Below are 21,696 nucleotides of genomic sequence, written 5' to 3'. Positions count from 1 at the left end.
ACTTAAATGAAACGTTTATTTCTCTGTATGGAACGTGAACTTGTTGTAGTGAAAGAACACAATGATAACTATGAAACGACTTATCACTTACAAAATATGCAACCTACCTGTATCGCTGTTGATCCGTTCCACCCAAACCGTGTATATTGCGGAACATTTGGACGAGGTCTATGGTTAAGTGACGATAGTGGGGATTCTTGGCGACCAATTGGGGATTCCTATCGTTACTTTGATTTCCCTAAAGAAGATGGTATTTTGCACTCCTCTATCACTTCCATAACAATAAGCTCAAATGAACAAGTTAACGGATATGGGGTCGTTTATGTCGGCACAGAACCGAGCGCTTTATTTCGCTCTGAAAATGGTGGTGAAACGTGGACTGAACTTAAAAATATGAAATCATTATTATCTTCTTATACATGGGCTTTCCCGCCTAGACCTTTTACCCATCACGTACGCTGGATTACAGTTGATCCAAACAACCCTAATACAATACACGTTTCAATCGAAGCTGGTGCTGTTATTCAAAGTAACGATAAAGGGCATACATGGATTGATAAAAAATTCGGTGCTCCTATCGATGCTCATCAATTACTTATGCACCCTGAAGCACCAAATCGCCTTTATGCATCATGTGGTGACGGATTTATGGGCGGACCTGATCGTGCTTATCTTGAGAGTTATAACAATGGAAACAGTTGGATCTCATGTAGTGCAGGACTTGAACATCATTATTTATACAGCATGGCAATTGATCCAGCTGATTGTGATACGATTCTCGTTTCTGCCGCGCCAAGTGCTGATCTCGCTCATCATCGTATCCCTTATGAGTCTTATATTTATCGAAAAACGAAAGATACTCCTTTCCAGCAAGTACAACAAGGACTACCATCTGCAATCGGTACAGTCATTTCGATGTTTGCTACAAACGAAGCCGAACCACATACGTTTTACACGTTAAATAACAATGGCGTCTTTCAATCCAATGATAGCGGCGAATCGTGGGAACAACTAAACATTCCGTGGAAAGATGAGTATAAAACGCAGCATCCGCATGCACTATTCGTCACTAGTTCTTAACGAAAAAAGACTGCCTAAATGATTTTAGGCAGTCTCTCTTTTATTTCTTTAAATCAATGACAATATCATCTAATACAATATCTTTACTCTTCGCTTCTTTTTTCGGCACTTCTATTTTCTTCTCTTTCCCATTCACATACTCTACTCCACCATGATTTTCAGGTGTATGTACTCGCAAGTGCACGCGAGGTGTAACGATAAGCTTTGTTGCATTTTCGTTTAGTTTTTGGAAGGTGGCACTCCAACTACTTTTATGTGGCTCTGCTACTGTACTACTTCCGCCATTTCCTTCACCAGCATAATGATTTCCTAAATCATCTTTTATTTCTAACTCAACATCCGCACTATCCCATATACTTCTTAATACCTTAGATTCTTCCTGATTGAAAAAAACGATAAATGACATCGGGGTTACTTCCATTTTGTCTATATTTACTTTTATTAATTCATTTTCAGAAACCCCATTAACCTTTATTTCCTTACTATTCATTGCCTTTAAACTAAGTGCGAAATTCCAATTCCCCTTAATTGAATTACCTTTATAATCCATCTCAATTTCTTCCATATCCCACCAAACATTTGCAACATCTAACCTTTTACTACTATTCCCACTCATCGTAGTCATACCTACGTACTTTTTCTCTCCAACTTTTGTTACTTGAGAGCTTCCTCCCCCGCCATTAAACCCCATCACCTGCGGATATCCAAATATATTTGGCTTCTCCCCTAAATCTTTATCACTCTCAATAGAATATGTGATTGTAATTGTTCTACCATCGAACACCGCATCATTAATGGTAACCTTAACCCCATTACTCTCTCTCGTCATATTCAATTCAGTCGAAAACTCTTTATAATTTTCATATAACCCCGTTCTACCATTATCTAAAAATCGGAATATGTCCCCTACTATTGGTAGTCCTCCAGCGTATGTAGGAAATCCAATACCGAGTGTTGCAACTGATAACCCTACTAAAACAGATGCAGCAGCGACACCTTTTTTCCAACTTTTCATCTTTTTCTTCGTACGTATCGATTGTTTTACATTTCGTTTTACTTTTTCCTTTTCAATTTCAGAAGCCTCAATTTCTTCTAGTTCTTTTTCATCTATATCAATATCATTTAATAGTTCATAAATGTCTTTCATATTGCACTACCTCCAAAACTAATATTCGTAGCATTTTGTTGTAGTTTCTTTTTCCCCCGGTACACTCGATTATCAATTGCTGCCCGAGTTAATCCTAACTTGTCACCTATTTCCTCTGTCTTCATACCAAGTAAATATTTCATAATGAACACCTTTTGATCTAGCGGTTCTAATTGATTAATGAGCTTCAATAATTCTTCCCTATCTTCCATAACGATTAATTCGTCTTCTGCTGATTTTTCTGTACTGATATGAAACTCATCTGAAATGATTTCTACTGTTTTAGTCGATTTCCGGTAATAATCAATTGCTTTAAACTTCGCAATCGCTGCAATCCACTTTTTAAAATCACTCGGCTCTCCATGGAATTTATTTGCGTTATTCCAAATGGAAAGAAATATATCGTTTATACATTCCTCTATGAGTCCATCATTTTGAATGGGAAATAGAACTTTATGCGTGATCCCCTTTATGAGTGGTAAGTATGTATCGACAACGAATTCTAACGCGTCTTCTTTTTGCCGCTGTAATCTTTTTATAAAATTTTTCTCATTTGATTTCATGTAGCGATTCCCCTTATTGTTTTGTAAAAGCTTTTACACCCTATATAACGTCTGAGAAAATTTTTTCTCTCATCTTTTTTATTTTTTGTATGTAATGGAATACTTTCCCTTAGCCATTTTCTCACATAACTATGCATTCAAAGAAAACTTTCTCAAGTCTGCAATTTAATTCATGTAGTACACTATTTATATAGTCACTATTTAATTTAGTGTACATTTTATTTCATTAATCTATTTTTAAAATTAGGAGATGAGATGTGTATGTGTGGAATTACAGGTTGGGTAGATTGGAAGGAAGACCTTTCAAATCAACATGTTATTTTAAAAAAGATGGCAAATAGTATTGAGCATCGTGGTCCGGATGCTGAAGGATTTTGGTTTTCACCTCATGCGGCCTTTGCACACCGGCGTTTAATTGTAATTGATCCAGAAGGCGGGACACAGCCTAAGACATTTCGTGCTGGTGATTATACGTATGCTCTTACTTATAATGGAGAAATTTATAATTTCCGTGAACTGAGAGAGCAGCTTCAAAAATGTGGGCATGCATTTGAAACCCATTCAGATACAGAAGTATTACTACATGCTTATTTAGAATGGAAAGAAGACTGCGTACGACATTTAAACGGAATTTTCGCTTTTGCCTTATGGGATGATCAGAAGCAACAATTGTTTTTAGCACGAGATCATTTAGGTGTAAAACCACTCTTTTTTACAGAAAGAAATGGCAGTATTATTTTCGGCTCTGAAATTAAAGCATTATTAGCGCATCCATCTGTCCCTGCTGAAATTGATGCGAATGGAATAAATGAAATATTTGGATTAGGCTTATTTCGCACTCCAGGATGTGGCGTCTTTAAACATATTCAAGAAGTACGTGCTGGACATTCTATAACATTTACACGTCATAAAAAAGTAGTTACTAAGTATTGGAATTTAGAAAGTAAGTTCCATACAGACTCTATAGAAGATACATCTTCGCATATTTTATCTATTTTACAAGATACAGTAAAAAGACAATTAATTGCCGATGTTCCTCTCGTTTGTATGTTATCAGGCGGATTAGACTCTAGCGGTATTACTGCACTTGCGGGTAAAGAATTTGTTGCTGAAAATAAAACACTTCATACGTATTCTGTTGACTTTGTAAATAGCGCAAAAGATTTCGAACTGACATTTGCTCGCACTGGTTTAGACGCTCCTTGGGTAAAACGCGTTTCTGAACATGTCGGGACAGCGCATCATGATATTATTGTGAATGCTGAAGAATTAGCAAATCACTTATTCGTTCCCCTTCATGCAAAAGATTTACCGAGTGCTGGTGAAATGGAAACTTCACTATATTTACTATTTTGCGAAATGAAAAAAGATGCGACCGTAGCTTTATCCGGCGAATCGGCTGATGAAGTATTCGGTGGATATCCTTGGTTTCATCAAGAAGAACTACTATATGTAGATAAGTTTCCTTGGCTAACAAATTGGAAAAATACATCTCCTCTTCTACTAAATGAAGTAAGTAACCAATGTAATCTAGAAGACTATATTGATACACGATTCCAAGAAGCGATACTTGAAGTACCTACTCTTGAAGGCGAAAGTAAAAAATCCGCGAAACAACGTCAAATGTTTTATTTATTTTTAACAAGATTCCTTCCTTTCTTACTTGACCGTAAAGATCGTATGAGTATGGCTGTTGGATTTGAAGTTCGTGTACCGTTTTGCGATTATAGATTAGTTGAATATTTATGGAATGTTCCTTTCAACATAAAAAGTATTGATAATATTGAAAAAGGCATTTTACGTAGAGCACTACAACCAGCTTTACCTGACGATGTACGCAATAGAAGAAAAAGCGCTTATCCAACTTCACAAGATCCACACTACTTACAAACAATCCGTAATTTAACACTTGATATGTGTAACAATAAAAACAATCCTATTTTCTCACTTATTAACCATTCCATCTTACTTTCAATTGCTGATCAAAGTAATAAAGTGATTAACAATTTTGAAGCAAGAAGTGCCATGGAGTATATGCTACAAGTAAATGAATGGTTGAAAACATATCACATCCATATTGCTTAACAAAAAGGAGTTCAAGGATAAAAACCTTGAACTCCTTTTATATTAATTAGCACATTGTTTATTATCAGTATCAATAGACCATCCAATAATCGTGGCACAGTCTCTACCTTTCCACTGCAGTACATTTGTTAATACGGGCTCAATCTGCAAGCTATTTCCGTCGTGTAATATTTCTACTAAAGATTGATCATCATCAAACCTTCGTTTGTCACACTCTAAAATACCGTCCGTTGCCATTACAATGTGATTCATTCCTTTTTCTAATCCTCTTACACCTGACGTAAAGCAAGGTGTATTTGCTGCAAAAATATTTTTCCTGCCAATATATTCGTAATTTTTCCGTTTATTTAATCGTCCTTTTCCATTTTTCGTTTTCTCAGAATGGAATAAATACGCGAAACAATCACCAACTGATAACCAATATAAAAATTCGCCTTTTCGTAAACAAATTAAGCAAGCGAGTTCCTCATCATCTTGATCACACTTTTTAATAAATAACTCATCTGTAAATAACGCTAATAAGTACATATGTGTATGATGAAAAGCTAAATGTATTGGATAGGAAAATAACTCTTTTAATTTCTCTTTTCTTTCTGAAATTGCTTCTATTATATAATCAATATTTTTTGTTTTGTGGTGTGTATCAAAAATCATAACAAATTCAAATTGTAATTCAGGGTCCCACCAAGCAAGTACCGCATCTCCTCGTTCATATGCATCACTTTCTTGATTTCCCCCATATACGCCGACTGAAAGAGGACCACATTTTTCAACATGTATTTCATCTACATACATCTGTTCATGACTCATCCATTTGAATGTATTCACAGCTATCATCCTCTCTCTTGCTAAATGTATACCTTTACACATAGATTACCTTATATTTCAATAAAAATAAACTTTTTCAACATTTTTTATCCAAATAAAAGGATTTTATTTCTAAAACAACGAATATATCTTACTATACGATATAAAAAAGGGGATTTATTATTATGAACAACATTAATCAACATTGGGAGAGCATTTATTATCACTTACGATACGAATACGAGGACAATCTTTCCCACCAAGCAATTCGTATTTTACAAATCGTTTCTCGTGAGAAAGATATAACAATTGGAAAAGTCGCTACTGAGCTTAGCCTTTCTCATAACACAGCATCTGAACATATAAAGCGCCTTATTCAAAAGGGTTTCATCGTTAAAGAGAGAAATAAAAAAGATGAAAGAGTGGTAAACCTTACATTAACAATTGAAGGAATTGAAGTATTAGAAAAACATACTTTACTAGATAAAGAAAAGATAAAAATATTAGAATCACAGTTATCAAAAGAAGAACTACAATTAATTGAAAAAGCATTTTCGTTATTAGCGAAGGAGGCAAAATATGCATTTCCTCGTTAAAGTAATCGTTTCGGCACTTATTATCGGCGTTATCACTGAAGTCGCCAAACATTATAGTACGATAGGTGGCTTTATTGCTGCTCTTCCTCTCGTAAGTTTACTTAGTCTATTTTGGATTTCATTTGAAGGCGGGAATAAACAAGAATTGAGTCAATTTGCTTTAGGGGTATTATATGGATTCCCCGCATCAGCACTACTATTATTTATTGTCTATATTGGTTTAAAAAATTCATTTACACTTAGTACATCTGTCCTACTCGGTATAGGTGTTTGGTGTATCGTTTTTGCTTTTCAAAAATTATTTCAAGCTTAGGGGGAATTAACATTCATAAATTTGTAGAAATAATGGGGCAAAATATAGAAGTACATATAAAAGGAGGTGGTAAACAAACTGTAGTCATTCAAACCGGAATGACTTGCTCATTTTATGATTGGCTTCCTATTATAAAAAAGCTTTCACAGCACTTTACAGTCGTTTCATACCATCGCCCAGGTTACGGGAAAAGTGAGCTAGGAAATCAGCCACGTACAATAAGGCAAGTTACACAAGAGCTACATATGTTACTAAACAAACTAGCTATTCAAGAACCATTTATTCTAATCGGTCATTCCTATGGAGGATTATGTGCACAACATTTTGCGATGTTACATGAAGATAAGCTGCAAGCACTTATTTTAGTTGATTCTACTTCGATGAACTTACACCGTTTAGATGAACTTCATTTACCAATTTCTGATCAAACTGACTCGGATGATATGTGGCTTGAAAAATATAATACATACTCCAAAATGGATGTAGACACACTTTATAATGAACTAAAACCTATTCTCACCGATCAATCAAAACAGCAAATTGGATTCTCTACCTCGCCTTCATTATATAAAGCGACAGCTTCTGAACTATCGGAGTGGAAAAACTGTGCTCTCTCACTAAAAGAGCTATGTAAAACATTAGAAATACCATTAATCGTTATCGGTAGAGATCCTCAATATTCTATTACTCAATTGACTAATGGTGGCATGCCAAAAGAGGAAGCAACACAACTTGAAGCAATGTGGCAAGAACTAATCCATGAACAATTACAACTCTCAATACATAGCCAATATATACTTGCCGAACATGCTGGTCACGGAATCGAAATTGATCGGCCTGATATTATTATTGGGGCTGTTCAATCTCTATAAATAAAAAAAGGAAGCAACTAAAGTTGCTTCCTTACTTATCTATTCATAATCTTCTTCATCATCGATTTCTTCGTAATAAGCATTCCCATTACTTACATAAATAGGGCCATTCGCAACATCAATACGTAATACCCATGCCCATGGCACAGCTAAACGCTTATGTATTGCTCGCCAAAAGCTCATTGATTTTCTTTCGTACTCCTGGAACTCCTGAAGTAACTCTTTATAGGAGGAACCGTCTAACTGAATATTTGCTTCTAGCAAACGAGAATGGGCATAGTACTGCAGCTCTAGTTCAGCAGCAATTTCCATTTCTTCTTCTGTTGCCATACCAATAATTGTTCCATCTGCTGGTGCAATTTCATATACGTTGTGAACTTCAATAAGCCCTTCTTTCTCTTTCTCAAACATGTAAACAGCCTCCTTTAACATATAATTTTTATGTTACAAAGTCATACTTCTACAATAACTTCTCTCTTTCCTCTTTTTTTGATAAACTTTTACAAAATATTTAACCGATGACCTGTTTTCTCTATTCTTTCAGCAGAAATGAAACGATTTTTATCAAAATTTAATTTATACACATCAGGCATATGAAGTGTTTTCCAAAACTCCAAATCATATTTCCAATTAAAATAATTCATTAGTAATACCATAATATTTCCATGCGTACCTATTACAATATTCTTACCTTCATATTTTTTTAATATATTTTGTATACATATTACAGCGCGCTTTTGTGCTACAGTATTCGATTCTCCGCCTTCGTATGCAAAACTCCAATCTTTCCACACATTCTGCATAGCATCATTAAAATTTGATACTGGCTCTGTGCTCAATAATCTTTCACGCAAATCTTCTTCAGTTTGTATTGATAATTTATATGTATTCGCAATTCCTTGTACAGTTTGGATTGCTCTTTTGTAAGGACTAGAAATAACAACATCAATATGTTTATCTTTTAATAAATGCGTTACATTTTCTGCATCACAGTGCCCTTTTTCAGATAAAGGTCGTTCCCGTTCTTCTTTTGTATATGTAGAATGGGCATGGCGAACGAAATATATTGTTGTCATTTTTTAACCTCCAATCTTATTTTCCATCTATATTCAATAATAAGATTGGAAAATCCTGTATTAAAAAAGAGCACTTTTCATAAGTGCCCCTTTGTTTACATAATAAAATTATTTCATTATAATTTATTTCTGAATTCCTCACTTATGACAATATCTCGAATAAAGTAATCCATATTACTTAGAAGTTTTTCAAATGCTTTTTCACTCAAATTGTTCATCATAAAGACAATCTCAATCTTATTCCCTTTTTTATCAGTACCATAGAAACTATTTGTTAATACAAATGCCGTAGAACCACCTTTCTGTCCAGCAAATTCGAATATACCCTCTCCTACGGTTCCTTTAAATATATTCTCAACCTCACCTTGCATTTGTGGTGTAAAATAATTTCTGCTATTTATCTTTTCCAATAAACTCATGTAATCCTTCGCATTTGCACCTATAAACCGATCTGACCAAATACGCTGAAAATCCATATCGGCTTTTAACGATATCTCGCGTTTTGTCCATTCTTTCTCGTCTTTCATCCATTCATGTATTTGCCATACATGCTTAACATATTCATCATTAGACATATTACGTAGCTTGTCCAATGCTTTATTTTGAGGAATATGCAGTTCTTTTTCAACATAGCCCCTCATATATAATGCCCCTGTATACGTTGGATAAAATTCATCGTGACTATTTAAGCCTAACTCTTTCAAACTTTCATTTATCCGCGCTGCTCCAAGCTTGTCCAATAAATATGATGCATTCGCATTCGAACTATAATGGATCATTCCTTTCACTACTTCTTCTAAAGAAGTTTGACCACCCTTCACTAACTCTTTACCTTTTACATCATCTAGCCATGCAGGGTGTGCACCACCATCAGTATTTTTCACATAGTATTTTTCTAATTCTTTCAATGAAATTTTCTCGTCTTTTCTTATTTTCCCTTCAGCTACTTGCTTAGCATATTCAATTGCTATAACGATTTTCGACATACTTGCTAGCGGTAATTTTTCTTTTTCATTTATTGATGTCAATGTTTCACCATTTCTTTTAACAATTAAAGAAGTTGTTTTATCATCCTTATGTTCTTTTATGTAATTTAGCACATAATTAGAGTCTTCTTTGGAATTGACATATTCCTTCACTGAAAAGAAAGCTATACAGCCTACTATAGTAATTCCAGCTATAATTCCAACAACTTTTAATCCCCTCATGATACTCCCCCTAAAATAAACATATTATATATTATACTAAATAAATTTCCCTTTTTAAGTAATAATTAGATTATTTATACAAAAATACTTCTTTTCTTAAACAACAAAAAAACATGCCTTCATTAGGAAAGCACGTTTTGTGATATTCTTCACATTGTTTAGTTAAAAAATAAATGTTTACTTACCATGATGTAACATTAAATCACTAAGTTCTTCTTCAATGTGATTTAATTTCGCAACGCCTTCTTTCCATTTATGAATATAACGTGAAACCCCAACGAAAAACAAAACAATAATTGTGGAAAGAATAATACCATATACGATTGCTACAGTACTCATAGTTACACTTCCTTATAATTAGTAATGTGGTTATTAGTTATATTTTTATTATAAACCTTTTTCTTTTAAAATACTTCGATTTCAACTTTTTGTAACAAAATTGATTTTTCTAACATTTCGTTCGTGAAAATGGCATATTTTTCACAAATTATACAAAACTTCACCATATGTACTATTACCATATGAGTTATATTATTAAATAGAATAAAGGGGATGATATACTATGACGACTTGGTTTATTGTAATGTTAGTTGTATTTGGAGCATTTAAAATTATCGTTTCTAGCCTTCCTAACACTGTTATTGAATCCATTATTAGCAAGTACGAAACACATCCAAAACTTGAAGAAGAGAATGTGACTATTACAATTCACGGAAATAACGTAGAAGGCGAACAGAAATCAAAAATTATTCATGATTTTAACGAAGGTTTATTTTTAGATCGCTATTATGCACCACCCCATAATGAAGGCACTCCCTTAATTATCAATGCAAAACGGGGTAAAAAAGATTTCACATTTTATATTTACAGTCATGAAGAGCATGTTGATGTTGTAAAACAATATAAAAAGAAGGTAGTTGCTTATAGTTTACGCTCTAAAAACCTTCAAAATAGTGATATGTTCGTGTCAGCTGACTTAGCTTAATACTCATATATTGGAAAAAGGAATCCAAGAAATATGGATTCCTTTTTTTCTCATTTACTGAAAAATAAGCTCTGTCTTCAAACTATCTTTCGGTAACAACCAGCCTTTTTTCTCTAAACTCGCCATTAATAATTCCCTTTGCTTTGTCGCAATACTTTCTTCATTTGTTTTAAATGACACTTCTATTACGAAGTCATCTTCTAATTTTCCGGTATTACTTAATGGCCAAATTTCAATATTTGCTTTTATGTTTTCAAACTCTCCTGTATATCGTTTCATTAATACAGGACCGTAAATACGGGAATTCTTTAACATTTCTTCTCCCCAATTTGTATACAACCATTTGTTCATTTTCCCTGGTAATTTTTCTATTAACATGTTTTGAGCAGCTTGTTCATTTGGTAAATCAAGTATCCCATATCCTTTAGCGCTGTAACTTTTCTTATTTGAAATGCTTAATGTTTTCTTCTCAAATCCCCAATCTATTTCCGCCTCATAACTATCCGTATTACTATCGAATCCTTCTTTTTTAGCTACTTCTAGTGCATCTTGAATTACACCATTTGGAATAGGATATCTTTTTTTATATGTTAGTTCAAAATCTTTACTAAATTCTTTCTTTCGAATTCTAGCAAACCAACCTTCCTCACTTAAACTTTTATTCGCAGTATCTAAAAATTGCACTTGTATTCTTTCATATTTTGTACCAGCCTGGAAATGTTCTAGCACCTCTTGCTTCATCTCTTTGTTATCACCTAATACTTGTTCTGGCTTCAATAATAACTTTACTTCAAAACTAGGTTTCATTGGACTAGCTGCAAACCCTTCCTTAACGTTATAAAGGAAACAACAAAAGAAAATGCTTACGAATACAAATACTTTTTTCATATACCTATCCCCTTTACATTTCAAATGACTTCTATACGTTCCATTGCAAGTGAATATACATTTTCATACCCTGCTGTACTTAGCTTTTGTTGTAATCGATCCGTATCCTCTTTCAAAGCGTGCACTAACACCGTATGTTCTGGTAATAATGTATTTAGCATCTCTTTAACGTCTCTTATACTTTGGTGAACTTTATACGGAACTCTCTTCACCCTACATGTACTCCTTACATGTTCTTTCATAACTTTTTCTGCAAAACTCCCTTTCGCAATATGCCCAGTAAAAATAACGGCATTCCGTTTTTCATTCCGAAGTTGTTCATAGTATAACTGTGCTCGTTTCGTTTGCATATTCGCATCACTCATTACAACTATTCCGTAACTATTTTGCATACTAATGTCATTATCCATAACTATTATGTTTCTTTTTAAACTCTCCATAATCCATTTAAGTTCTTCATTATTTTTTATCCAACCTTTATATATGAACATCTCTTCAAATCCAGCCAAAATTTCTTTATCTACTATAAGCGGAAATTCTTTATATCGTTCATATAAATACAATACTATATCTTGCGCCCTACCAAGTTGTGGCAGCGGTAATAATGCTATTCCTTCATTTTGCATAACTCGTTCAATTTCTGCACATAGGTCGTCTAATCTTTCATTTTGCGAAACATCATCTGTGTGATAAGCGGCATCTACAATTGCAACTTTTATATTGTGGCCCAATTTCTCAGGTAAATTAGCTCGTAGTATATTAGACTCTGCTGAATAGTCGCCTGAATAAAATACGTATGTATTACACATATCAACTAAAAACCAAACAGCTCCTAATACATGCCCACTATACCCCCACTGAAACCGCAATGTAGGAGTAATTTGTAACCATTCATTTGGATTGCTAATCTCATCAATACATACATAATTTAAATCTTTTATATGTTGGTCGCTATAAGGTAAATTCCATCCTTGCATCACATTATAGTTTCTCCATTTTTCATAATATAACGGCAGTTGCTCCTTCGTATAACGAGTCGTCCAAATTTTTTTCTTATAGCCATACTTCGCTAATAAAGGTAAACCCATCGTATGATCTTCATGAATATGTGATAAAAATACCGCATCTAAAAATGGAACAGCTTCTCTCTCTATTTTTGGATAACCATTCTCATAAGATCGATTAATACCACAATCAAATACTATTTTCGTCTCTTTATTTTTTACAAAATAGCAAGAGCGACCGTATTCTCCTGCTCCTCCCCATACTTCCACTCTCATCATGCTACCCCTTTTCGCTTTTGCTCCATATGTTGCAGCAGTAATAAGCACATTGTTGTAAGTCCAACAGAAACAACGGCCATCGCCATTCCTATAGATACTTCACCCTGTTCAAATTGAGCAAAAATAAACGTTGCTGACGTTTCTACTGATGGAGGTAATACGAGAAGTGATGCTACTAACTCTCTTATTGAAATTGTAAATGTCATCGCCCATCCGGCAAGAATGCCTGGGATAATAAGAGGCAATATTATTTTTCTAAAAATATAAATATAATTTCCAGAAAAAATACTTCCTGCCTGCACGAGAGAATCATCAATTTGTCCGAGTGATGATTTTACATATTGCACCGTGTAAGGTAAAAACAGAACAACATACGTTACGATAACCATGATTGGTGTATTATAAATTGATATAGGCATATATGGTGAATTCCAAAATAGAATAAGACCTACAACCATAACGATTCCTGGTACCATATTCGGTAACATACCGCACATATCAAGCCATTTTTCAGAGGTTTTTTTCCCCTTTCGAATCATAAGTGCCAAAAAGACTCCAATCATTACCGCAATAATCGCTGTTACGAGTGAAAAAAGAAAACTATTCCATAAAGCCTCTAATCCCGGAGACCCCATTGTAAACAATGCCTCATAATGACTTGTTGTAAAGTTATTTACATGTAAACCGCCGCCTCTTAATTTTGAAAAAGAAGCAATAAGTATAGAAAAGTATGGAATTCCAATTGATACGATTAATAAACCAATTACATACATCCATGCTACAACGCGCGTAAATATAGACAAAGTATATCTTTTAGATTTCACACCTTTTCCACTAACCATTGCATATGAATACTTTCGATTCAATACATTTTGCATATACCAAATGAGCATACAAGCACTAAGTAATAAAGAAGATAATGCTGTTGCACTACTAAAATCAATTGGCCAACTCGAAATAAATTTATGAATTTCTGATGTTAACACGTAGAATCCTATTCTACGTCCGAATGTAGCCGGTGTTCCAAATTCAGCAATCGTCTTTACGAAAATGAGTAAAGCACCCATTACATAACTTGATACTAATAACGGCAATATTATTTTTCTTAAGCGATAGAAAAAACTTCCGCCATGAACTGCTGCAGCTTCTTCTTTACTACTCCCAATCTGAAGTAACGTGTTTTTCAGCATGAAATAAAGAAATGGGAATAAATGCAGACTCATAATTAAGACCATACCTCCTAAACTAAAAAACGATGATGAAACTGTCTTTAGCATCGGAAAAAATTGTTCAAAATAGCCGTTAGGTTGCATGAACAAAATCCAGCCCATCGATCCAATATACGGCGGTGTCATAAATGGAATCATAAAAACAATATCTAACTTACTATACTTTCCTACATCTGTTTTGCTCATAATAAATGCCAATGGAAATGCAAATATTGTAGCACCTATTACAACGAGTACACCTAGAAGCATCGAATTTAGAAAAATCCCCGCTAATCCACCACTCTGCATCACCTCAAAAGGCTTTAAAAAATTCCAACTGCTATTTTCATATACACTAGAAAATAAAATAAGAAAAAGTGGAATGACGATTAACATCGCCACAAGTAATAACGCTACCGTCATTCCAACTTGTCTTACTGATACGAATCGATTTACCATGGAATCACCATCTTATTGAAATACTTTCTTAAATTGTTTCCCTATTTCATCTTGCTCTTTCTCAACTGTTTTCCAATCAATATTTAATACTGGAATCTCTTCTACATTTTGTCTATTTTCAGCTTTTATATCTGTTCTACCAGGCAATAAATACGCTTTAGAAACTTGTTTTTGTACATCATCGGATAATAAATAATCAATAAACTCTTTTGCACCTTCAACATTTTTACTATCCTTCATAATCCCCACTGCACGTGGGCTAATAACTGTTCCGCTTTTTGGATATACGATATCAACAGGTTCACCCTTTGCTTTTGCGCTATACGTCATATAATCAACACCCGCAATGACCATATCTTTCGCACCTGTTACAACTGGGTCTAACGCTTCCTGGTTTGCTCCTGCTACTGTAACTTCATTTTTCTTAAGCTGCTCAAATAAATTCCATCCATCTTGTCCATTCTTTTTCACGTATCCTGTTACAAAGTCTAAAGCTGAACCTGAAAGTGCTGGATCTGGAAGATTCACTTTCCCTTTCCATTCTCCTTTCGTTATATCGCTCCAATCTTCAGGCGCCGTCTTCACATTTTTTGTATTGTACACAATCCCTAATGCTGAAGCACTATACCCGAAATAATGGCCTTTATCATCTGACCATTCAGAACGCAGCTTATCAGCTTGTTTCGCCTCTTTATAAGCTAACGTTTGACCCTCTTTCTTTAATCCTTCCATCGCTGGTAAGGAAGCGAGTACGACAACGTCAACGACTGGATTTTTCTTTTCAGCTTCCATTCTCGCTAAAATTTTACCAGTTGTCCCTTGAAACATTTCCACCTTTATACCAGTTTTCTTTTCAAAGTCTTTTTGAATTTTTTCTGCTAACCCTTTTGGCCCTGCACTATATACAACAATTTTCTTTTCATTCATATTTTTACTTTTTGCATCTGCATTACCTGTCTTTGAACTACAACCTGTTACTACAGTAGAAAATAGTAAAGTACATACAAATAAAGACTTAAGCGAACTGAATTTCTTCATACGATTCTCCCCCTATATGATGAATACATTTTTTTGGTACATATAACGATACTGGTTTCCCGATGCTTAGCTTACTATTGTGATAGGCTGTCCAAATGCCTAAAGTCCCCATATTTACTTTCACTTCATAACGTTCTCCTACATATGTAACATGCTGAATTTCACCTGTATACATTTCGCACACATCATTTTTTGTCCAACTCACATGCTCTGGACGAATCATTTTTTCACCCTCTACAAGCCAATTCGCCTTACCAACAAATTTGGCAACAAATTCATGAGACGGTTTCACATAAATATCTTCCGGTGTTCCTTTTTGTAATACTTCTCCTTGTTTCATGACAATAATTTGGTCTGACATTGACATTGCTTCTGTTTGATCGTGAGTAACATACAGTGCAGTTAAACCAATGGAATGAACGATATCCATAAGCTCTATTCTCATTTCTTCTCGCAAAATTGCATCGAGTGCACTTAGCGGTTCATCAAACAAAATAAAATGAGGTTTTGTTACAATTGCTCTAGCGAATGCGACACGTTGTTGCTGTCCACCAGAAAGTTCGTGCGGATACCTTTTCTCCATACCTTGCAGGCGAACACGCTTTATCGCATCTTCTACTTTTTCTCGTAAATGATTCATTTGCTTTGTAGCTCTTAAACCAAATGCAACATTTTCAAAAACAGTCATGTGCGGCCATAAAGCAAAATCTTGAAATACCATACCGATATTCCGTTCATGAGGAGATGTCTTTATCTTTTTTGTAGCAGAATACATGCACTGGTCTCCAAAATATATTTCTCCCTTATCCGGTTCTTCAAGTCCTGCTATCATTCTAAGTAAAGTCGTTTTCCCACATCCCGAAGGTCCTAAAAGTGTAGTGAATTCCCCTTGTTTCATTACAATCTGCAACGGCTTTAACGCTTGTGTTTTTCCAAATGTTTTTTCTAATCCATTAATTTTAATATCCATCGTCTCACCTCTCTCCCCTCATTCTTAACCTGCTTTCATTCTATATGGAAGATTTATACTGAATGTTAATGTACTGTAAAGATTAAATTAAAAAACTTCTAATAAACTATTTATTTCTATAGATTTTTTCTATAGTTAAAATAAAAAAGGCGGCAATTCATAATGAATCTCTTAAAATTAGAAATTGTAGTACTTATTAAGAAATACAAAAAGCTTACAATCGTTGCAGAAAAACTTGGCGTTAAACAACCAACTATTACTTTTCATATAAAAAGCTTAGAAGAAGAACTCGGTGTGTCTTTATTCGAATTACGTTCTGGAAGGTATTTCTTAACAGAGGCTGGTGAGGCTTTGCACCATTATGCTTGTAAAATAGATGCACTTATGAAAGAAGCTAGACGTGTCACGCAAGAGTTTAAAGATTTTCATAAAGGTGCTATAACAATCGGCGCTAGTTATGTACCAGCGACTTATCTTTTGCCAGCAGTCGTTCATCAATTTCAATGTGAATTTCCCAATATAAAAATAACGCTACTAGTGAAAACAGCCCCTGAAATTCGAATGATGCTACAAAATCACGAAATCGATCTTGGGATAATTTCCGCTGCTCCATTTGATGAACCACTTTTAAAACAAACGAATATAATGCCCGATACACTTGTTCTTGCCTTTTCCAAAGAACATCATTTTTCAAAGAAAGACAATGTATCGTTACAAAATATAGAAAAGGAACGCATACTATTGCATCGTAACCCATCTACAACAAGAGATTTACTTACACAATGGACGTTAGCGCATAACATTACATTCCAATCAGAAATTGAATTAGACTCATTAGAAACGATGAAACAAATTTTAAAATATGGTAATGGAATTGCCTTGATTTCTAAACTTGCTATCGAACAAGAAATACAACGAAATGAGCTATGCTATATACCAATCCCTGAATTTGAATTTCAGCGTAATATTTATACGATTCATCATGAGGACAGATGGAATTCTAAAATCATTTCTTTTTTACTACAGAGCATCACTTCATTTGCAACAAAAAATTAAAAGGCTGTCGTTATGCACGACAGCCTTTTAAACTATAAATCTATTTATTTTTCTTTGCCTCAATTTTTGCTTGCGCCTCTTCAGCCTTATCTAATGCTTCTGATACTTTCTTCTCTTTTTCTTTCACTTCATCTATACTATCGACAGCTTTAATAATTTTATCGATTCCCTCTTCTTCTACCTTTCTACGCTTTGCCACTCTTTCATTTACTTTCTCTTCCACATCTTTTGCTTTTTGAAGCATATTCTCTGCATTTGATATTACAGCTTTTTCAAGTTCATCATCTTTTTTCTTTTGTAACACTTCATTTGCAATGTCTTTCGCTTCTAAATACTTACCGTCTTTTAATGCTGTTGCTCCGTGATCCATTTTCTCAGCAACTTCTTTATATGATTTCGCTTCATTTCCTGATTTCTCTTTTTCTGCTTTTTCGAACCACATTGTTGCATCACTATACTTTTCATCTTTCAATGATTGCATACCTGTTTCAATATATGTGTCATAATTGCTACATCCAGCCATTACGACTAATAGAAAAAGCATAACAAAACTTAATTTTTTCATGCTGTTGTCTCCTTTTCTTTGCAAGCTCACTTTACTTTAACATACATGAAAAAGAGTTTCAAAAACTAAAATACTAATTTAGTCATTTTTATAATGATAAGTCAAATTTTTATTATTTTCTTATTTTTAAGCGGACACATCTAGTTGTTTTTTCGCCATATGTTGCTTTACTCCAACTAATACAACTAACAATAAACCTCCGCCTATTGTCATCATAACAATGCTAGTTGGCAACATATCTAATAGTAGTCCATATACAATCATACCAAGTGGTGCGATTGCAGTCGCAATTGTTTCAAGTAGGCCAAACACACGCCCTAGGTAGCTCGGATCTGTCGTTTTTTGCATATGTACTTGCATTGGAATGTTTACAATCATAATTGCTATACCAGTTAACATCATAAAAGCAATATAGTAAATAAAACTTGCTACTTTTGGAATGGTAACTAACAACGGAAAGACTGTACATAAACTTAAACCTGCACACAAAAACAGTCCAGTATAAATTGAATGAAACGGATTATTCACTTCTTTACGCACCGATAAAGCAATCGCACCAATTAACATCCCGACTGCTAACATTCCCTCTACAGTACCAAGTTGCTTTGAAGATAAATGTAATGTATGTACGATAATGTATGGAAGTGCAACGGTTAGACCACACGCAAAAAAGTTTACCCACAATGCTATTTTCATTAAACCATATATTTCATGTTTTCGTTTTATATATGAAAAACCTTCTTTTATACTCGTCAAGAAATGCTCTTTACTCTCAGCCACTTCTTTTTTATATAAATCAAATACAATAAATAATTGCAAAATAACCGCTAAAAAGAATGTAATGCTATTCAACAAAAAGAACGACTGAATTGAAAAGAAACCAAATACAACTCCGCCAATAATCGGCCCTAAAATATTTGATAAAGAAGCCGCCGTTTGATTTAAAGCACTCGCTTTTTGAATACGTCCTTCATCTACTAAACTCGGAATAGACGAAGTTAATGCAACGGAATAAAAACTTGCACAAATTGATAATAATGCTGCTGAAATATAAATAAAAAGAAGTGATGGTCCAAATATAGTAGCAAGAATAAACATACTAAGCATCGTTAAACTACTTAATAAATCAGTACCAATGACAAGCCATTTTCGATTGACGCGATCTGCTACAGCACCAGCAATTGGACCACAGATCATCCTTGGAAGTGATCCGCAAACGAGCGTAGTTGCAAACCCCATCCCTGAACCAGTAGTCTTTAATACGTATAACCCCATTGCGAACGTATAAATACCTGCGCCTAATAAAGACGTCATTTTTCCAATCATCATTAAAATGATGTTTCTCGTTGCAATCTTCATTCTTGAATCATGTTGTCCTATACTTATATCTCCCATTTTTGACTCTCTCCCCTTAAAAGTTAAATTGTGTTAAACTTATTATATAATCAATTTTCCGATTTCCACAACATAAAGTTAAATATAATTTAACTTTTTAAATATAAAGGAGCAATAATATGGCAACTCTCGGCGAAAAAATTAAAACATTAAGAAAAGAAAAAAAGCTTACACAAACAGAGCTGGTAGGTTCGGAACTGACAAAAAGTATGCTTAGTCAAATTGAAAATGGAAAAGCTACACCTTCTATGAAAACATTACAATATATTGCTGAAAAACTTGAATGTGAAATGAGCTTTTTATTAGAAGAAGATGAAGGAGAAATTGTAGAACTCATTCAAAAAATGGAGCCATTAATAAAAGCAAATAAATGCGATGAAGTATACAAAACTTTACTACCTATCGTTCAAACAGAGCTACCTTCTACTTTAAATACAGCTCGCTTATATAAACAGTTCCTAACAGGAGCAGTTATTATGAACGATTATCATATTGAATATTACGTTGAAACTGCTGTTTCTATATTTGAAAAATATACTTTATATCGAGAAAGCACTGAAACGAAACTACTGTTTTACTATATGCTCTTCAAACGTAAAAAATATAAAGAATGTTTACAGATGATTGCTACAATTCGTGATGAATATAAAGCAAAGAATTTAGAAATGGATCTGATTACACATATACAACTATACTTAAAAGAAGCCATTATTTTACTCGCATACGGCAATTATGAAAAATGTGAAAAAGTCATTTTAGATGCACTTGCATTTTCAAAAAAGCATCAAGTGTATTATAAAACAGATGAATTTTACCGGATTTTATCTTACCAAAAAGTCATTACAGCTGATAAAGAACAATATTTATATTACATAAAAAAATCTGAGCAATTTGCCATTTTTACAGAAGATATTCTATCCATCGCAATTATTGATATTTTAAAAGCATACTATTACAACACAATTACTAATGAATATACAATCGCATTAAAACATCTAGAACAATTTCGAGAAAAACTAAAAGATGAACCAATCTTTCAAGACGATGGATTATATTATCTTGAAAAAGGAAAATCTTTGTATGGCTTAAAACGTTATAAGGAAGCTTTGGCAATATTAAAACACGCTACCATACCAGATTATATGAGTCATCCACTTGATCAATCGTGGGTATTAACAGCTGGGTCTTATCGTGCCCTTTGCTATATAGAACTTCAAGATAAAAAATCTGCCTTAAAAGAGGCAAAAGAAGCCGTTCAAGCAATAGATAGCTATCCTGATTCCATCTTCACTTCATTTATTAAAGAAACATTACAAATAATACAAAAACTTTAAGAATGTCTCTAAATGGTATATTATTCCTCTTTTTTAGCAAAGATAATAATGATGGGAGGAATATAAATGAATATTCAACGTGCAATAGAGCTTTCTATGTCAGCAGAACAAGCCAATGTCAATTTTCAAGGCATGCCTGTTATGATTCAACACGTCGATGAAAGCAATGAAACCGCCCGCATATATGAAGTAAAAAACCCAGGACGCGAATTAACTGTTCCAGTTAATAGCTTAGAGGAAATATAAGAAATGCCACTTCTCTTTTGAAGTGGCATTTTTCTTCTTTCAGATTACTTATTATAAATTTCTTCAACCCTTTATTTTACATGAGCTGAAAAAATAAGAATTTTCTACTTCTTTTCTTTTTGTGACCTGCTAAAATACAAACTATGGATTAATTATTCGTACTATACATTAAGGAGGAAAAATAATGGCATCTACTTTAGAAAAAAACAAGCCTTATTATGCAGTTATATTCACTTCTAATTTATCAAATGATACAACAGACTATAATACCGTTGCCGAAGAAATGGAGAAACTTGCAAAGCAACAACCTGGATTTTTAGGTGTAGAAAGTGCACGAGGTAATTCTGGACTCGGAATAACAATTTCTTATTGGGAATCACTTGATGCGATTGAAAATTGGAAGAAGAACACCTTACATAAAGAAGCGAAAAAAAGAGGTCGTGAGCAATGGTATGAAAACTTCCACCTGCGTATTTGTCTTGTTGAGAAAGAATTTAAGTTTCATAGAGGTACTTTATAACT

25 protein-coding genes are annotated in these 21,696 nt (G+C 33.9%); 10 read left to right on the top strand and 15 right to left on the bottom strand.

What is annotated here, in order from left to right:
* The first annotated feature begins 6 nt into the window (after positions 1-6).
* Positions 7-1,080: a WD40/YVTN/BNR-like repeat-containing protein gene (locus HMPREF2590_RS17930; protein ID WP_000825296.1), complete on the top strand. Its 1,074-nt coding sequence runs from the start codon at positions 7-9 to the stop codon at positions 1,078-1,080.
* A 40-nt stretch (positions 1,081-1,120) separates the two neighbouring features.
* On the opposite strand, the gene HMPREF2590_RS17925 is transcribed toward HMPREF2590_RS17930, so the two are convergent.
* Both HMPREF2590_RS17925 and HMPREF2590_RS17920 read right to left on the bottom strand, forming a co-directional pair.
* Entirely contained in the window at positions 1,121-2,227 is a 1,107-nt protein-coding gene (locus HMPREF2590_RS17925; protein WP_050821754.1) for a DUF4179 domain-containing protein, read from the bottom strand.
* Positions 2,224-2,790 carry a sigma-70 family RNA polymerase sigma factor gene (locus HMPREF2590_RS17920; RefSeq protein WP_000839999.1) on the bottom strand — a complete coding sequence of 189 codons (567 nt, stop codon included), beginning with the start codon at positions 2,788-2,790 and terminating at the stop codon, positions 2,224-2,226. The genes HMPREF2590_RS17925 and HMPREF2590_RS17920 overlap by 4 nt, the downstream gene beginning before the upstream one ends.
* 261 nt (positions 2,791-3,051) lie before the next feature.
* Here HMPREF2590_RS17920 and asnB point away from each other — a divergent pair, with 261 nt between their 5' ends.
* The gene (gene asnB / locus HMPREF2590_RS17915; RefSeq protein ID WP_050821753.1) at positions 3,052-4,875 is read left to right on the top strand and encodes an asparagine synthase (glutamine-hydrolyzing); all 1,824 of its coding nucleotides are present in this window, start codon (positions 3,052-3,054) and stop codon (positions 4,873-4,875) included.
* Between the two features lie 42 nt (positions 4,876-4,917).
* On the opposite strand, the gene HMPREF2590_RS17910 is transcribed toward asnB, so the two are convergent.
* A complete protein-coding gene (locus HMPREF2590_RS17910) occupies positions 4,918-5,745 on the bottom strand; it encodes a PP2C family serine/threonine-protein phosphatase (RefSeq protein WP_002004821.1) in 828 nt (275 codons plus the stop codon).
* Positions 5,746-5,867: 122 nt separating this feature from the next.
* On the opposite strand from HMPREF2590_RS17910, the gene HMPREF2590_RS17905 reads away from it, so the two are divergent.
* The 3 genes from HMPREF2590_RS17905 to HMPREF2590_RS17895 are packed head-to-tail and all read left to right on the top strand — an operon-like array spanning position 5,868 to position 7,463.
* Positions 5,868-6,278 (top strand): MarR family winged helix-turn-helix transcriptional regulator, encoded by a 411-nt coding sequence (locus tag HMPREF2590_RS17905; RefSeq protein ID WP_001059784.1) that lies wholly within the window; start codon positions 5,868-5,870, stop codon positions 6,276-6,278.
* The gene (locus tag HMPREF2590_RS17900; protein ID WP_000545641.1) at positions 6,262-6,591 is read left to right on the top strand and encodes a DUF3147 family protein; all 330 of its coding nucleotides are present in this window, start codon (positions 6,262-6,264) and stop codon (positions 6,589-6,591) included. The genes HMPREF2590_RS17905 and HMPREF2590_RS17900 overlap by 17 nt, the downstream gene beginning before the upstream one ends.
* On the top strand, positions 6,552-7,463 hold the full coding sequence (locus tag HMPREF2590_RS17895; protein ID WP_002102939.1) for an alpha/beta fold hydrolase: 912 nt from the start codon (positions 6,552-6,554) through the stop codon (positions 7,461-7,463). Before HMPREF2590_RS17900 ends, HMPREF2590_RS17895 begins: the two co-directional genes overlap by 40 nt.
* A 39-nt stretch (positions 7,464-7,502) precedes the next feature.
* Here HMPREF2590_RS17895 and HMPREF2590_RS17890 read toward each other — a convergent pair whose 3' ends face one another.
* From HMPREF2590_RS17890 to HMPREF2590_RS29145, 5 genes are all read right to left on the bottom strand, one after another.
* Positions 7,503-7,874, bottom strand: coding sequence for a hypothetical protein (locus HMPREF2590_RS17890; RefSeq protein ID WP_000461766.1), 372 nt, complete (start codon positions 7,872-7,874; stop codon positions 7,503-7,505).
* 89 nt (positions 7,875-7,963) lie between these two features.
* The gene (locus tag HMPREF2590_RS17885; protein WP_000208268.1) at positions 7,964-8,539 is read right to left on the bottom strand and encodes a histidine phosphatase family protein; all 576 of its coding nucleotides are present in this window, start codon (positions 8,537-8,539) and stop codon (positions 7,964-7,966) included.
* A gap of 116 nt (positions 8,540-8,655) precedes the next feature.
* A complete protein-coding gene (locus HMPREF2590_RS17880) occupies positions 8,656-9,747 on the bottom strand; it encodes a serine hydrolase (RefSeq protein WP_001214673.1) in 1,092 nt (363 codons plus the stop codon).
* A gap of 177 nt (positions 9,748-9,924) precedes the next feature.
* Entirely contained in the window at positions 9,925-10,086 is a 162-nt protein-coding gene (locus tag HMPREF2590_RS17875; protein WP_000108701.1) for a hypothetical protein, read from the bottom strand.
* A gap of 65 nt (positions 10,087-10,151) precedes the next feature.
* Positions 10,152-10,268 (bottom strand): hypothetical protein, encoded by a 117-nt coding sequence (locus HMPREF2590_RS29145; protein WP_001987133.1) that lies wholly within the window; start codon positions 10,266-10,268, stop codon positions 10,152-10,154.
* Between the two features lie 41 nt (positions 10,269-10,309).
* Here HMPREF2590_RS29145 and HMPREF2590_RS17870 point away from each other — a divergent pair, with 41 nt between their 5' ends.
* Positions 10,310-10,732: a YfmQ family protein gene (locus HMPREF2590_RS17870; protein WP_000214589.1), complete on the top strand. Its 423-nt coding sequence runs from the start codon at positions 10,310-10,312 to the stop codon at positions 10,730-10,732.
* A gap of 54 nt (positions 10,733-10,786) precedes the next feature.
* Here HMPREF2590_RS17870 and HMPREF2590_RS17865 read toward each other — a convergent pair whose 3' ends face one another.
* The 5 genes from HMPREF2590_RS17865 to HMPREF2590_RS17845 are packed head-to-tail and all read right to left on the bottom strand — an operon-like array spanning position 10,787 to position 16,578.
* Positions 10,787-11,620: a hypothetical protein gene (locus HMPREF2590_RS17865; protein WP_000755309.1), complete on the bottom strand. Its 834-nt coding sequence runs from the start codon at positions 11,618-11,620 to the stop codon at positions 10,787-10,789.
* 20 nt (positions 11,621-11,640) lie between these two features.
* Positions 11,641-12,903: an MBL fold metallo-hydrolase gene (locus HMPREF2590_RS17860; protein ID WP_033667064.1), complete on the bottom strand. Its 1,263-nt coding sequence runs from the start codon at positions 12,901-12,903 to the stop codon at positions 11,641-11,643.
* The gene (locus tag HMPREF2590_RS17855; protein WP_050821752.1) at positions 12,900-14,570 is read right to left on the bottom strand and encodes an ABC transporter permease; all 1,671 of its coding nucleotides are present in this window, start codon (positions 14,568-14,570) and stop codon (positions 12,900-12,902) included. The genes HMPREF2590_RS17860 and HMPREF2590_RS17855 overlap by 4 nt, the downstream gene beginning before the upstream one ends.
* A gap of 12 nt (positions 14,571-14,582) precedes the next feature.
* Positions 14,583-15,608 carry an ABC transporter substrate-binding protein gene (locus HMPREF2590_RS17850; RefSeq protein ID WP_000714718.1) on the bottom strand — a complete coding sequence of 342 codons (1,026 nt, stop codon included), beginning with the start codon at positions 15,606-15,608 and terminating at the stop codon, positions 14,583-14,585.
* Positions 15,586-16,578 (bottom strand): ABC transporter ATP-binding protein, encoded by a 993-nt coding sequence (locus HMPREF2590_RS17845; protein WP_000351799.1) that lies wholly within the window; start codon positions 16,576-16,578, stop codon positions 15,586-15,588. The genes HMPREF2590_RS17850 and HMPREF2590_RS17845 overlap by 23 nt, the downstream gene beginning before the upstream one ends.
* 162 nt (positions 16,579-16,740) lie before the next feature.
* Between HMPREF2590_RS17845 and HMPREF2590_RS17840 the strand changes: the two genes are divergently transcribed.
* Positions 16,741-17,634, top strand: coding sequence for a LysR family transcriptional regulator (locus HMPREF2590_RS17840; protein WP_001050594.1), 894 nt, complete (start codon positions 16,741-16,743; stop codon positions 17,632-17,634).
* Positions 17,635-17,674: 40 nt separating this feature from the next.
* Here the strand turns inward: HMPREF2590_RS17840 and HMPREF2590_RS17835 are convergent, their stop codons facing one another.
* Together HMPREF2590_RS17835 and HMPREF2590_RS17830 are read right to left on the bottom strand one after the other, a co-directional pair.
* A complete protein-coding gene (locus tag HMPREF2590_RS17835) occupies positions 17,675-18,199 on the bottom strand; it encodes a COG3014 family protein (RefSeq protein WP_050821751.1) in 525 nt (174 codons plus the stop codon).
* Between the two features lie 126 nt (positions 18,200-18,325).
* The gene (locus tag HMPREF2590_RS17830) at positions 18,326-19,594 is read right to left on the bottom strand and encodes an MFS transporter (protein ID WP_070861484.1); all 1,269 of its coding nucleotides are present in this window, start codon (positions 19,592-19,594) and stop codon (positions 18,326-18,328) included.
* Positions 19,595-19,713: 119 nt separating this feature from the next.
* Between HMPREF2590_RS17830 and HMPREF2590_RS17825 the strand changes: the two genes are divergently transcribed.
* From HMPREF2590_RS17825 to HMPREF2590_RS17815, 3 genes are all read left to right on the top strand, one after another.
* On the top strand, positions 19,714-20,928 hold the full coding sequence (locus HMPREF2590_RS17825; RefSeq protein WP_000212388.1) for a helix-turn-helix domain-containing protein: 1,215 nt from the start codon (positions 19,714-19,716) through the stop codon (positions 20,926-20,928).
* A 66-nt stretch (positions 20,929-20,994) separates the two neighbouring features.
* Entirely contained in the window at positions 20,995-21,174 is a 180-nt protein-coding gene (locus tag HMPREF2590_RS17820; RefSeq protein WP_001025731.1) for an H-type small acid-soluble spore protein, read from the top strand.
* 184 nt (positions 21,175-21,358) lie between these two features.
* A complete protein-coding gene (locus HMPREF2590_RS17815) occupies positions 21,359-21,694 on the top strand; it encodes an antibiotic biosynthesis monooxygenase family protein (RefSeq protein ID WP_000168851.1) in 336 nt (111 codons plus the stop codon).
* Positions 21,695-21,696: the final 2 nt, after the last annotated feature.

Source organism: Bacillus sp. HMSC036E02 (genome assembly GCF_001836235.1).
Classification (GTDB): Bacteria; Bacillota; Bacilli; order Bacillales; family Bacillaceae_G; genus Bacillus_A; species Bacillus_A cereus.
The sequence above is the reverse complement of the archived record's forward strand: the minus strand, read 5'-3'. Positions and strand labels throughout refer to the sequence as shown.

Coding starts and splice junctions, on each gene's coding strand:
- HMPREF2590_RS17890 (WP_000461766.1), bottom strand. CDS start 7,874: ATGTTTGAGAAAGAGAAAGAAGGGCTTATTGAAGTTCACAACGTATAT.
- HMPREF2590_RS17845 (WP_000351799.1), bottom strand. CDS start 16,578: ATGGATATTAAAATTAATGGATTAGAAAAAACATTTGGAAAAACACAA.
- HMPREF2590_RS17920 (WP_000839999.1), bottom strand. CDS start 2,790: ATGAAATCAAATGAGAAAAATTTTATAAAAAGATTACAGCGGCAAAAA.
- HMPREF2590_RS17880 (WP_001214673.1), bottom strand. CDS start 9,747: ATGAGGGGATTAAAAGTTGTTGGAATTATAGCTGGAATTACTATAGTA.
- HMPREF2590_RS17925 (WP_050821754.1), bottom strand. CDS start 2,227: ATGAAAGACATTTATGAACTATTAAATGATATTGATATAGATGAAAAA.
- HMPREF2590_RS17830 (WP_070861484.1), bottom strand. CDS start 19,594: ATGGGAGATATAAGTATAGGACAACATGATTCAAGAATGAAGATTGCA.
- HMPREF2590_RS17825 (WP_000212388.1), top strand. CDS start 19,714: ATGGCAACTCTCGGCGAAAAAATTAAAACATTAAGAAAAGAAAAAAAG.
- HMPREF2590_RS17870 (WP_000214589.1), top strand. CDS start 10,310: ATGACGACTTGGTTTATTGTAATGTTAGTTGTATTTGGAGCATTTAAA.
- asnB (WP_050821753.1), top strand. CDS start 3,052: ATGTGTGGAATTACAGGTTGGGTAGATTGGAAGGAAGACCTTTCAAAT.
- HMPREF2590_RS17875 (WP_000108701.1), bottom strand. CDS start 10,086: ATGAGTACTGTAGCAATCGTATATGGTATTATTCTTTCCACAATTATT.
- HMPREF2590_RS17930 (WP_000825296.1), top strand. CDS start 7: ATGAAACGTTTATTTCTCTGTATGGAACGTGAACTTGTTGTAGTGAAA.
- HMPREF2590_RS17840 (WP_001050594.1), top strand. CDS start 16,741: ATGAATCTCTTAAAATTAGAAATTGTAGTACTTATTAAGAAATACAAA.
- HMPREF2590_RS17815 (WP_000168851.1), top strand. CDS start 21,359: ATGGCATCTACTTTAGAAAAAAACAAGCCTTATTATGCAGTTATATTC.
- HMPREF2590_RS17835 (WP_050821751.1), bottom strand. CDS start 18,199: ATGAAAAAATTAAGTTTTGTTATGCTTTTTCTATTAGTCGTAATGGCT.
- HMPREF2590_RS17905 (WP_001059784.1), top strand. CDS start 5,868: ATGAACAACATTAATCAACATTGGGAGAGCATTTATTATCACTTACGA.
- HMPREF2590_RS17850 (WP_000714718.1), bottom strand. CDS start 15,608: ATGAAGAAATTCAGTTCGCTTAAGTCTTTATTTGTATGTACTTTACTA.
- HMPREF2590_RS17865 (WP_000755309.1), bottom strand. CDS start 11,620: ATGAAAAAAGTATTTGTATTCGTAAGCATTTTCTTTTGTTGTTTCCTT.
- HMPREF2590_RS17900 (WP_000545641.1), top strand. CDS start 6,262: ATGCATTTCCTCGTTAAAGTAATCGTTTCGGCACTTATTATCGGCGTT.
- HMPREF2590_RS17855 (WP_050821752.1), bottom strand. CDS start 14,570: ATGGTAAATCGATTCGTATCAGTAAGACAAGTTGGAATGACGGTAGCG.
- HMPREF2590_RS17885 (WP_000208268.1), bottom strand. CDS start 8,539: ATGACAACAATATATTTCGTTCGCCATGCCCATTCTACATATACAAAA.
- HMPREF2590_RS17820 (WP_001025731.1), top strand. CDS start 20,995: ATGAATATTCAACGTGCAATAGAGCTTTCTATGTCAGCAGAACAAGCC.
- HMPREF2590_RS17910 (WP_002004821.1), bottom strand. CDS start 5,745: ATGTGTAAAGGTATACATTTAGCAAGAGAGAGGATGATAGCTGTGAAT.
- HMPREF2590_RS17860 (WP_033667064.1), bottom strand. CDS start 12,903: ATGATGAGAGTGGAAGTATGGGGAGGAGCAGGAGAATACGGTCGCTCT.
- HMPREF2590_RS29145 (WP_001987133.1), bottom strand. CDS start 10,268: ATGGTAATAGTACATATGGTGAAGTTTTGTATAATTTGTGAAAAATAT.